Genomic DNA, 10864 nt, shown 5'->3' on the forward strand with positions numbered 1-10864 from the left:
ATCGACGGTAATCACTCGTGGAGTTTGAGTGTGCTCTGCTCCCAACACTTTGCGGAAAAACCGCGCTGCCGCCTTCCCATCTCGTTTTGCACTCAGCATAAAATCCAGAGTATTGCCCTCCGAATCCACGGCTCGGTACAAATACTTCCACACTCCTCTGACTTTGATGTACGTCTCGTCCACGCGCCACGAGTCATTCGTGGGGTTGAGGTGGGGTCGAATGCGTTTGTCCAATTCTGGCGCATACTTCAAAACCCATCGGTTAATCGTCGAGTGATCTACCTCCATCCCCCGCTCTTGCATCATTTCCTCTAAGTCTCGGTAGCTCAAGGCGTAGCGGCAATACCAGCGAACATTGAGCAAGATGATTTGGGGCAAGAAATGCCGCCACTTGAATAGAGCAGGAGTAGACATCGGAGGGTTGAGAAGAGAGTTTAGTCCTGCTTACCTTACCATTCCCAGGTTTTTGCGACACAACCTGCATAGGCGGGATGAACCTATCGTGGAAGTTTGTAATCCACTTAGTGAACCGAATATAACTGCTCGACATTGCTCAATCGATAACACTTCAAATGACCCATAAGGAGGTTAGTATGGCTTCTGCTATTGACACCAAGTACAATCAATTGATCGGCGCAAATCCTTGGATTGGACAACCGAAGATCGCGGAACAAGTTTGCCCGGATGGAGTTGGACATTACCGCCACTATCAAGGCGCATCGATCTACTGGAGTCCGCAGACAGGCGCACACTTAATTTATGGACTGATCCGAACTAAGTGGGCAGCATTAGGTTGGGAGAAAAGTCCCCTGGGATATCCCACCACAGATGAGCTAAATGCAGGCAGCGGCAAAGGTCGATTCAACAATTTCCAAAATGGCACAATCATTTGGAAATCAGAATCGGCAGAAGCATTTGCAGTCTATGGCTTGATCTACGCTAAGTGGGGAGAACAGAAGTGGGATGTTGGGGAGCTAGGCTTTCCGGTGACCGATGAAACTGAAACGCCCGATCGCATTGGGCGCTACAACCACTTTGAAAATGGGGCATCGATTTACTGGACACCGAACACAGGCGCACACATTGTCAAAGGCTACATTCGCGGAGCTTGGGCAGAACAAGGCTGGGAGCGTGGCAGACTGGGGTATCCGGTGACGGATGAGCTAGTGACAGAAGGCACGAATGGTAGAGGTCGATACAGCCGCTTTGAAGGGGGAGAAATTCGCTGGACACCCGAAGGCGGCACAAAAACAATTCTCACTCCTGTGAACATCGAACTATGGTTTTCAGGGTTTAAATGTCTAGATGAATCGAGTGAGCTATCCGGTAGCGATGAGCCTTATCTGTTCTTAGGAGTTTCTACTTCTGGACAGCCTCAAACGCCGCATGAAACGGGTGTGATTGGAGGTGTGGATAAAGGAGAACTCACACGCATTGCGAAGCGACTTTATGCTGGGACGGCGCGAGATCTGATTTTAGCCGTCGTGATTCGCGAAAACGATGAAGGCGATCCGCACGCTTTTTCAGGGGCGTTCAAGTCGATTCTAGATGTGGGAAATGCAGCACTTGCGAGTCAAACGGGAGGCGTTTCAGTGCCGCCTGAAGTCGTAAAACTGTTGTCCGATAAGCTCAGCGAATTGGTCGGCGCGGGGGATGATGATGTCGGTAGACGCGCTGAATTGATCACTCAGGACGCTTTGATCCAAATGGCAAGGAGAGAGGAGGGAGGTGATCCGGCATCTAACTTTACTTGGAATTTAGGTAGTGACAGTGAGGGGCGTTATCGGTTGTACTTCTTTGTTCGCAAGGTTTAACAGATAGATGCATCAGTGGGGTGAACCCATCGTGGAATGCAAAGATTAACTGGAGAGAAAGGAATTATGATGACGATGGGAAAAGTGGAAGTCGCTCCGCAAGAGACGATGATGAGTCTAATTAGCGGCTTTTGGATTGCTCGATCGCTCTATCTCGCTGCTCAACTAGGCATTGCTGATTTGTTTGACGATCAACCGAAAACAGTTGCCCAACTTGCCGCCGCAACCCATACCGATCCGCGATCGCTCTATCGGTTCCTGCGTGTTTTGGGCAGTATTGGTATCTTGACCGAATCGAATCAATCTTTTGGATTAACTCCGTTGGGGGCAACGCTGAAGAGCGATAGTCCTGGCTCAATGCGATATGTGGTGATGTCCCAGATGGGCGAGGATCATTCAATGGGCTGGAGCAACGGATTGCACAGCCTGAAAACGGGTGAGAGTGCGTTTGATGCCGCAGCCGGGATGTCGCTCTGGGATTACTATGCTCGACATCTTGAAGCGGGGAAGGTGTTTTCGCAATCGTTGAGCAGTACGGGAACTGCGATCGCGCAAGCAGTTGTCGCAAGCTATGACTTTTCTCGGTTTAATACGATTGTGGATGTGGGCGGAGCGCAAGGCAGCTTAATTGCTACAATTGTGCAAGCAAACCCTCACCTCAAGGGCATTTTGTTTGACTTACCTGAAATCATTGCTAACGTTCAGGTCGATCAGACAATTCAACCCGTTGCCGGAAACTTCTTTGAATCTGTGCCGATGGGTGGCGATGCTTACTTAATGCGGTGGATCATCCACGATTGGAATGATGAAAAGTCTTCGATCATTTTGAAGAATTGCTATCAAGCAATGCCTGATCAGGGCAAGCTACTGCTGCTTGAAAGCATTATTCCACCGGAAAATGAACCTTCTCCAGTAAAATTCTTCGATTTGATTATGCTGTTGATGGTGAGCGGACAAGAACGCACGCAGGAGGAGTATCGATCATTATTGCGATCGAATGGGTTTGAACTGACCCGCGTGATTCCGACCCCGTCATTGCTTAACATCATTGAGGCAGTAAAAATCTAGCAGCAGTTTTCTCCTAGCAGGCTGTCGGAGATCCTAGTTACGAAGCTCCAGCTTAGTAACCTTATCCATCGTCTGGCTTTGGAGGGTAAGCGATGAAAATTTTGGAAACCAATCGACTCGTTTTAAGACATCAGGTACTAGGAGATATCGATCGCCTTTATGAGATTTATCAAGATCCAGAGGTGACGCGATTTATTCCCGATGCGCCCCAGACGTACCAAGAGACGAAGGAAGAATTGGAGTGGTTTCTCAATGGACATCCAAAGTATCCACAGTTAGGGCTTTGGGCGACCCTTGATAAAAAAACAAACCAGTTCATCGGACGGTGTGGGTTGCTGCCCTGGACGATCGAGGGGCGTGAAGAAGTAGAGATCGCCTATTTGCTATCCAAGGCATACTGGGGGCGAGGATTAGGAACTGAGGTGGCGCAGGGAGTCATGCAATATGCCTTTGAACACCTGCATCTGACGCGGTTAATTTGTCTGATCGATCCTGCAAATCAGGCTTCGATTCGGGTTGTGTGCAAGCTCGGCATGGAGTTTGAGAAAGAGTTTGAACATGAATACGGACGCTGTTTGATCTATGCAATCTAGCCCTTTCAAGGTGTTATTGCTAGATCAGACGAATAAAGTAAGGAGCTGTAAAGAAATAACTTCACGCTTTTAGACAATCAAACAAGTTCAACCCGTGAAGTTATCTTTTAACAAGTCCTAACCGATTGAAGGGTGTGGGGGTGTGGGGTGGGAACGTTATTTCCCAGCAACTCACTAAACCGATGCATAAGTGGAGTGAACCCATCGTGGAAGGGTTTAGACTCACTGGGGCCTGGAAACCAGTCCAACCCATAATTTAGATCCATCAGGGAATCAACTCATGAACATTGTTATTTTTGGCGCAAATGGAGGTGTGGGGCGTTGTCTGGTCGAGCAGGCTCTCGCACTGGGCTATCAAGTCACAGCAGCCGTTCGGCAGCCTGCGAATGTAACCATTACCCATCCACAACTGCGCGTTTTGGCTTGTGATGTCCTCAATGCAGATTCGGTCAAGCAAGCCTTGATCGGGCAAGATGCGGCGTTTGCGACGTTAGGTGCAAATACCAAAGGTGCGATCACTTTGTACTCAGCAGGTGCCCGCAATATTGTGCAAGGGATGCAGGCATGTCAAGTTCGCCGACTGATTTTTCTATCGAATTTTGGCATCCTCGATGAGACCGCGCAGGGGATGCGGGGAACCGCGCTCCTGTTTTTGATCAAACGATTCATTCCTCACACACTAGCTGATCATCGGCGGGCGCTGGAGGAAATCCGAGGACAGGTGCCGGAGTGGGTGGTTGTGCGTCCGATGGCTCTGACAAATGCACCCAGAACCGGGCACTACCGTATCGCTGTGAATGACCTTCCCGCTTCGGGAACGCAGATTGCACGGGCAGATGTTGCAGATTTTATGCTGCGACAGGCAACAAGCAATGACTATCTGTGTAAAGTTCCAGCGATCGCTTACTGAATGCTCGGCTTGCTGAAGCTGGTAAAACTTTAAATCAGGAGGAAATTATGGACTTCTCGCATCAGTTCTTATTGGTCTGTACCCTATTCATTCTCTATAACCTGGGTGTAATCTGGTTTGTTCAACTCGTTGTCTACCCCCTGTTCGCCAAGGTCGGATCAGATGACTATGTTAATTATCACAGGTTCTATTCAAGTCGAATTCCGCTTCCGGTCATTCTCCCAGGGTTTGCTTGCTTTCTTTTACCCATGGTGCTGATTTTCTTCCGTCCCCTGTCGATCCCCCTGTGGATTGCTCTAGCGAATGCAGTCTGTGGGCTAGTCGGGCTGGTCGTCACTGTGGTACTAGAGATACCGCGTCATCACCGACTGGAGAACGGCGGCAAGCAGGAAAGAGTAATTAGTGAATTGATCCGCTACAACTGGCCGCGAACGTTTGGGATCACTGGCTCTGCCGTCCTAACACTCGTGATGCTCACCTTGGCATTCTCGCCAGTCTAGCGATCGCGATTCATCCCCTTTATTGGAGTTTCCCCATGAACCTTGTATCAGGTATCAACCATGTCGCCATTCACCATCTATGAATCAGCCATTGCCTCAGTTTATCCATTGCGTTGTTGATCGTTTGCAGTCAGTTGAGGGAATCGCCGCAATCGCTCTAGGTGGCTCAAGAGCAAGAGGCAACCATACGCAAAAGTCGGATGTGGATTTGGGACTCTATTACTCGCTTGAGAACCCCCTCGATCTGATGGCGCTTAATCATCTTGCCGCTGAACTTGACGATAACCATCGTGCAAATTTAATCACCCCAATTGGCGAATGGGGAAGATGGATCAATGGTGGCGGTTGGTTACGGATAGAAGGTGTACCTGTAGATTTTCTCTACCGTGATTTAGCTCAGGTTAGCCGTGTTATTGATGATTGCCATGCTGGGCAAATTACGATTGATTACCAACCTGGTCATCCCCACGGCTTTGTATCCTCTATCTATATGGGTGAAGTAGCTATTTGTTTGCCACTTCACGACCCGCATAGTGTTTTAGACGGTTTAAAGGTTAAAACAAAGCCCTATCCGATTCAGCTTAAACAAGCAACGATTAATAAGTTTGCCTGGGAAATTAGTTTTTCGCTCTTCGTTGCCAAGAAGGCAGTTGTCCGAGGTGATGTTGTATATGCAGCAGGGTGTTGTTTTCGCAGTGTGGCTTGTATGAATCAGGTACTATTTGCACTCAATGAAGAGTACTTATTGAATGAAAAGGGCGCGGTGGCAGTTGCCAACAGCTTTGCGCTATGTCCACAGAATTATCAACAACAGGTTGAGTCAGTATTTACTTTGCTATCGGTTAATGCAAAATCAATTATGGATGCGATCGCAATCCTTGAAGAAATTGAGCAGGATTTGAGTCAATGGTATGGCGATCGTCGGTTAGTTAATCCAGTCCAGTAGGTTGGGTTTAACATCGTGAAACCCAACCTACAAAAGATTTGTCAGTCAACCAGCTAGCGAGATGGCAACGTAAGTAGAAAAAGCTATGCAGATTAGCATAACTCAATCACCCTTCAAACCACGAGGAAAGAACTACCCATGATAGAAACAACCGTATCTCAACCATCAACTCCGTTGCTTGTGATCCGTCCTGATGCCGACATACTAACTCGCGATCGCACGCCCAATTTTGTTGGCATCTCTGCCAAGACCACAGGCGCGAAAGGGCTTTCTATGAACCTGGTGATCATGCCTCCGGGTGCAGTGGCTACACCTCACATTCATCCAGTCCATGAAACTGCAATCTATATCCTCAAGGGACGGGTTGAATTCCGTTATGGACAACAGCTTGAGCACTGCCAAATCTGCGAAGCTGGAGATTTCATCTTTACGCCTTCAGGAATGCCCCATCAGCCGCGAAACCTCAGCGCAACGGAATCTGTTCATGCGCTAGCATCTCGTAACGATCCCGACGAGCAGGAGCAATCTATCCCCTATCATCTAACGCCAGAGGTGAAGCATGAAGACCAATGACTTACGCCCCTTAAAGGTGAGCGCGATCGCAATTATCAATGGCATTGCTGCTGTCCTCTCGCTGCTGTTCTGGTATCTAGTTCAGCATCGTCTATTTGGAGTGGCTCACCTGTCTCTCAGTCTAGACCCAACTTCTGTCGCCTCAACACTTGGCTTCATGGTGGCAGACCTGATTTGGGCAATCCCTCTTTTGATCGTTAGCGTGTTGGGGCTATGGCGCTTACAAGCTTGGGGATGGACGACTGCACAAATGGCAAATCTCCTATGGCTGTATCCTTTGACCGCAGCATGGACGCGAGATCTATATTTAGGAAGCATCAGCCCAGGCAATTTATTGTTTCTACCCTTTGCGCTTTTTGCGGTATGGACAACTTGCTATCTCTGGCAAATACGGCACCTTTTCTGGGCAAGAACAGAGGCACTTTCTGATGACTAAAATTGAACTCTATAGCGCGATGCTGTGTCCTTGTGCCCATCGATCGACTAAACCAATGGCAGGAAACTCTTAGCAATCGCGAGTCAGTTCGATCGATCGCAAAACCCCCAGAATTCTATCTCGAACACTACGGAAAGCTACTCCGCTCTGAGTCTTACACATCAGTCACTCGGTAAATTCATCATGATTCATCACATTTCGATCGCAGTTCACAATCCCTTACACGTGAGCCAAGTCCTAGCAGAAATCCTACAAGGGCAATCGATTCCCTTTCCTTATCATCCCGGTAGCTATGTTGCTTTAGCACTCGACACTCACGGAACAATGGTTGAGCTTCACCCCTACGGCACGGCTCTATTTCCAGGTGAGGCGACGAATGAACCGGGGCACCTTCAGCAGTATTCAGAAGCAACCTCTTACAGCGCAAATCACACGGCGATTTCTGTTCCCATTAGCATAGATCAGATTCGTGCGATCGCGGATCGAGAACAGTGGCGTATGGCGCTTTGTCGTCGGGGCGATAGCTACTTCGACATCATTGAACTCTGGCTGGAAAACCAATTGCTGATCGAACTCTTACCACCAGAACTGATCGATCGATACTTGACGTTTATGGAACCCCAATCATTACTTGCAGTAGCACAAGCTCTCTAGAGAGCCTGGAGATCGAGAAACTACGATCGCGCTCAACGAAAAGCCCAACAGCGTAATTTAGACCCTTAATTCTGTTTTAGGAGAATCAATCATGATAGACGACACGACTGCCGATCTGCCCACTGAATCTACAGCAACCAGACATTTGCATTGTTCACCCAGATGCTACAACTCAGACTCGTCAACAGTTACCTTACTTTGTAGGCATTTCTGCAAACACAACTGGGGCAACAGGCATCTCCATGAATCTGGCGGTCATTCCTCCCGGTGGAACCGCTGAACCCCATTTCCATGCGAACTATGAAACGGCGATTTATCTGATCAAAGGTCGAGTCGAAACTCGCTATGGTCGAGGATTGAAGCAAACAAAGATTGCCGAAGCTGGAGATTTCATTTTCGTTCCACCCGGTGTACCCCATCAACCGCACAACTTGAGTGCAGATGAGCCTGCTTATGCGTTAGTCGCTCGCAATGATCCCAATGAACAAGAGAATGTTGTGCTTTACGATCCGACTCTAGAAAGTGAGCAAAAAGGAGAAAATCATGCCAGGAATGCTGATTGAAGGGAAATGGACGAATGAATGGACAGAACGCAATCCCAATGGTCAATATAATCCCAAGCCGACGACCTTTCGGAGCCGTGTAACGATGGATGGCGAGAGTGGATTTAAGGCAGAAGCTGGACGCTATCACCTTTATGTTGCTTTGGGATGCCCGTGGGCGCATCGCACACTGATTATGCGAGAACTTAAAGGATTACAGCAGGTGATCTCTGTTTCGATCGTTGATCCCATAATGAGCGATCGCGGTTGGAAGTTTTCGGATGCAGCCGATACAGTGAATCATGCACAATACTTGTCCGAGATTTATCTCAAAGCAGATCCGAACAACACTGGACGAGTCACGGTTCCAGTGTTGTGGGATCGGCAACAGCAAACGATCGTCAATAACGAATCACATGAAATTGTTCGTATGTTTGATGTTGAGTTTGCAGAATTAGCAATGCAGAACGTTGATTTTTATCCTCGTAAACTACAAGTTCAAATTGATGACACGATCGATGCGATCGCAACTTCGATCAGTCGGCGTGTGTATCAGGCTGGTTTTACAACGTCTCAAGTCGTTTACGAAGCCGCAGTAACCGACGTTTTCGAGCAGTTAGATCATTGGGAATCGGTTCTAGGTCAACAGCGTTATCTCTGCGGGAATCAACTCACAGAGGCAGATATTGGTTTCTTTACCACTTTGTATCGGTTTGACTCGGTTTACTATAGTCACTTCAAATGCAACTTACGCCGCATTGTGGACTATCCGAATCTCTGGAACTATCTCAAAGCACTGTATCAACGTCCTGAGTTCAAAGTAACGTGCAATCTCGACTCTATCAAGCAAGGTTACTACAGAAGTATGCCTGAGATTAATCCGAGTCGCATTGTGCCAAAAGGTCCCATCCTAGATTTTAATTAAGCAATGAACGTTAGATCCGCTACTCCTAATGATGTCTCGCTCATTTTCTCCTTCATTCAAAAGAAAGCAGAATTTGACCGTGACGTTGGCGCATTCTCCGGCTTATTGCAAGCCACTGAAGGCAAAATACGCAACACGCTTTTTGGTGAAAGTCCTTTTGCTTATGTTTTGTTTGCAGAAGAGTCAGGACTTAAGATCGGTTTCGCACTGTACGGATTCAGATATTCATCATTTGTTGGTCAACCGAGTCTTTGGCTGGATGATTTATATGTCGATCGACATCGACGAAGCCAAGGTGCAGGAGCAGCTTTAATGAAGCATCTCGCTCAAATTGCTCAAGAAAATGACTGCACCCATCTTGCTTGGAATGCGGATGCTCGAAATACTCGTGGACTTAGTTTTTATAGTCGTTTAGGCGCAGAGATTACAGAGCAGCAGGGAAATCGGTGTTTTCTGAGATGGGTTCCTGGGTCGGCAGCATCACAGGATATGAGCGAAGTACGGCGAACAAAAGTGCGATCTGATGAGATGGAGCATTAAGATTATGAATTCTAACCTTGATATTGGACTGACGCATATTGCACTGCCCGTGGCGGATGTCGATCGTAGTACCGAGTTCTATGCTCAATACGCTGGAATGCAAGTGATTCACCGTCGCGTTGATGCCGCAACCGGAGTGGCAGTCGTGTGGCTATGTGATCGTACCCGCCCCTTTGTCATTGTGCTGATTCAGACTGCCTCAGTGCAGACGGTTCTATCTCCACTGGCTCATCTTGGCATCGGTTGTAGAAGTCGCGAAGTGATGGATGCTCTCTGTGAGCAGGCACGTCAGGCAGGTATTTTGGTACAAGAGCCTCAAGATTCTGGATATCCCATTGGCTATTGGGCGTTCTTGCGCGATCCCGATGGTCATACGCTCGAACTCTCCTACGGACAGGAAATAGGATTGACAATAGAACAGTTGTCACAATCTGCTGTAGCAAGAAAGTAAAGGAAGTCTGAATCATGGCTGTAGAACTTGTTCCTGGCTCGATGAGCATCTTGAATAACTCAGGGTGCAGATGCGTTTCTCAAGGCTTACAGGCTTCAGGTCGCCGATGGATATATGCCCTTTAAAGGCGCACTTCAGGTGATTCTGAATCAGATGAAATCGGCTCAACTTTGGCATCCTTGGCTTCCCTATCTGTTTATTTTGCCTTCTGATCAAGCCTTGATTGGACTGGGAGGCTTCAAATTCCCGCCTGATGCCCAGCGCAGTGTTGAAATTGGTTACGCGATCGCTCCAGAGTATCAGGGTAGAGGTTTTGCTACATCTGCAACCCGGCAACTGATTCAGATTGCTTTTGAGTCCGCGTTAGTGGATTCTGTTTGTGCTCACACATTGGCAGAGCGCAATGCTTCAACTCGCGTACTAGAGAAGTGCGGATTGACCCAAGTATCCGAGGAGATCGATCCTGATGTTGGCGGAGTGTGGAGATGGGAAATTCAGCGATCGCAGTGGAGAACGTGATGACAGATATGATTGACGGCAATGCAACAGCGCAAGCACTTTAGCGAATCTCAACATCTGAACAAGACCAGTCCGTATGTCACTTAAAAATCTTTGCGGTAGAGCTGGAAATACTATGGCTAAATTTGAACTCGATCATCTCTTTATTTTTACAGACATTGATGCACCCGCAGCCGATCGCCTCGTGTCTTTTGGCTTAACCGAAGGAACTTCCAATGTTCATCCTGAACAGGGCACGGCTTGTCGCCGCTTTTTCTTCCACAACTGTATGTTGGAATTGCTTTGGGTTCACGACCCAGAAGAAGCACAGTCAGTCCGCACTCGTCCCACCCACCTTTGGGCAGGGCTGATTCATCAGCAGTAGAAAAAGGAGAATAAAGGAGTTGTTTCTGA

General features: G+C 48.0%; 16 protein-coding genes. 15 read left to right on the forward strand and 1 reads right to left on the reverse strand.

Annotated elements, in window-relative coordinates:
- On the reverse strand, window positions 1-414 hold a 414-nt coding region (locus tag AC5JLB_RS08135; protein ID WP_495873325.1), incomplete at its 3' end, for an IS6 family transposase.
- A gap of 179 nt (window positions 415-593) precedes the next feature.
- Here AC5JLB_RS08135 and AC5JLB_RS08140 point away from each other — a divergent pair.
- The 15 genes from AC5JLB_RS08140 to AC5JLB_RS08210 all read left to right on the forward strand — a co-directional run bounded on the left by AC5JLB_RS08140 (window position 594) and on the right by AC5JLB_RS08210 (window position 10835).
- Complete coding sequence (locus tag AC5JLB_RS08140; RefSeq protein WP_495873326.1) at window positions 594-1814, forward strand: LGFP repeat-containing protein; 1221 nt, start codon at window positions 594-596, stop codon at window positions 1812-1814.
- A gap of 66 nt (window positions 1815-1880) precedes the next feature.
- The gene (locus AC5JLB_RS08145) at window positions 1881-2882 is read left to right on the forward strand and encodes a methyltransferase (RefSeq protein WP_495873327.1); all 1002 of its coding nucleotides are present in this window, start codon (window positions 1881-1883) and stop codon (window positions 2880-2882) included.
- Window positions 2883-2974: 92 nt separating this feature from the next.
- Window positions 2975-3475, forward strand: a complete 501-nt coding sequence (locus AC5JLB_RS08150) for a GNAT family N-acetyltransferase (RefSeq protein ID WP_495873328.1) — start codon at window positions 2975-2977, stop codon at window positions 3473-3475.
- A 280-nt stretch (window positions 3476-3755) separates the two neighbouring features.
- Window positions 3756-4385 (forward strand): NAD(P)-dependent oxidoreductase, encoded by a 630-nt coding sequence (locus tag AC5JLB_RS08155; protein WP_495873329.1) that lies wholly within the window; start codon window positions 3756-3758, stop codon window positions 4383-4385.
- A gap of 47 nt (window positions 4386-4432) precedes the next feature.
- Window positions 4433-4885 carry a hypothetical protein gene (locus AC5JLB_RS08160; RefSeq protein WP_495873330.1) on the forward strand — a complete coding sequence of 151 codons (453 nt, stop codon included), beginning with the start codon at window positions 4433-4435 and terminating at the stop codon, window positions 4883-4885.
- A gap of 79 nt (window positions 4886-4964) precedes the next feature.
- The gene (locus AC5JLB_RS08165) at window positions 4965-5831 is read left to right on the forward strand and encodes a nucleotidyltransferase domain-containing protein (RefSeq protein WP_495873331.1); all 867 of its coding nucleotides are present in this window, start codon (window positions 4965-4967) and stop codon (window positions 5829-5831) included.
- Window positions 5832-5969: 138 nt separating this feature from the next.
- A complete protein-coding gene (locus AC5JLB_RS08170; RefSeq protein WP_495873332.1) occupies window positions 5970-6404 on the forward strand; it encodes a cupin domain-containing protein in 435 nt (144 codons plus the stop codon).
- Window positions 6391-6840, forward strand: coding sequence for a hypothetical protein (locus AC5JLB_RS08175; RefSeq protein WP_495873333.1), 450 nt, complete (start codon window positions 6391-6393; stop codon window positions 6838-6840). The genes AC5JLB_RS08170 and AC5JLB_RS08175 overlap by 14 nt, the downstream gene beginning before the upstream one ends.
- Window positions 6841-7023: 183 nt before the next feature.
- A complete protein-coding gene (locus AC5JLB_RS08180; RefSeq protein ID WP_495873334.1) occupies window positions 7024-7494 on the forward strand; it encodes a hypothetical protein in 471 nt (156 codons plus the stop codon).
- A gap of 242 nt (window positions 7495-7736) precedes the next feature.
- Window positions 7737-8057, forward strand: coding sequence for a cupin domain-containing protein (locus AC5JLB_RS08185; protein ID WP_495873335.1), 321 nt, complete (start codon window positions 7737-7739; stop codon window positions 8055-8057).
- On the forward strand, window positions 8038-8961 hold the full coding sequence (locus AC5JLB_RS08190; protein ID WP_495873336.1) for a glutathione S-transferase family protein: 924 nt from the start codon (window positions 8038-8040) through the stop codon (window positions 8959-8961). Before AC5JLB_RS08185 ends, AC5JLB_RS08190 begins: the two co-directional genes overlap by 20 nt.
- A 3-nt stretch (window positions 8962-8964) precedes the next feature.
- Window positions 8965-9501, forward strand: coding sequence for a GNAT family N-acetyltransferase (locus AC5JLB_RS08195; RefSeq protein WP_495873337.1), 537 nt, complete (start codon window positions 8965-8967; stop codon window positions 9499-9501).
- 4 nt (window positions 9502-9505) lie between these two features.
- The gene (locus AC5JLB_RS08200) at window positions 9506-9952 is read left to right on the forward strand and encodes a VOC family protein (RefSeq protein ID WP_495873338.1); all 447 of its coding nucleotides are present in this window, start codon (window positions 9506-9508) and stop codon (window positions 9950-9952) included.
- Between the two features lie 114 nt (window positions 9953-10066).
- Entirely contained in the window at window positions 10067-10471 is a 405-nt protein-coding gene (locus AC5JLB_RS08205; protein WP_495873339.1) for a GNAT family N-acetyltransferase, read from the forward strand.
- Between the two features lie 115 nt (window positions 10472-10586).
- Window positions 10587-10835: a VOC family protein gene (locus AC5JLB_RS08210; protein WP_495873340.1), complete on the forward strand. Its 249-nt coding sequence runs from the start codon at window positions 10587-10589 to the stop codon at window positions 10833-10835.
- Window positions 10836-10864 lie beyond the last annotated feature (29 nt).

It is taken from the genome of Myxacorys chilensis, assembly GCF_059505265.1.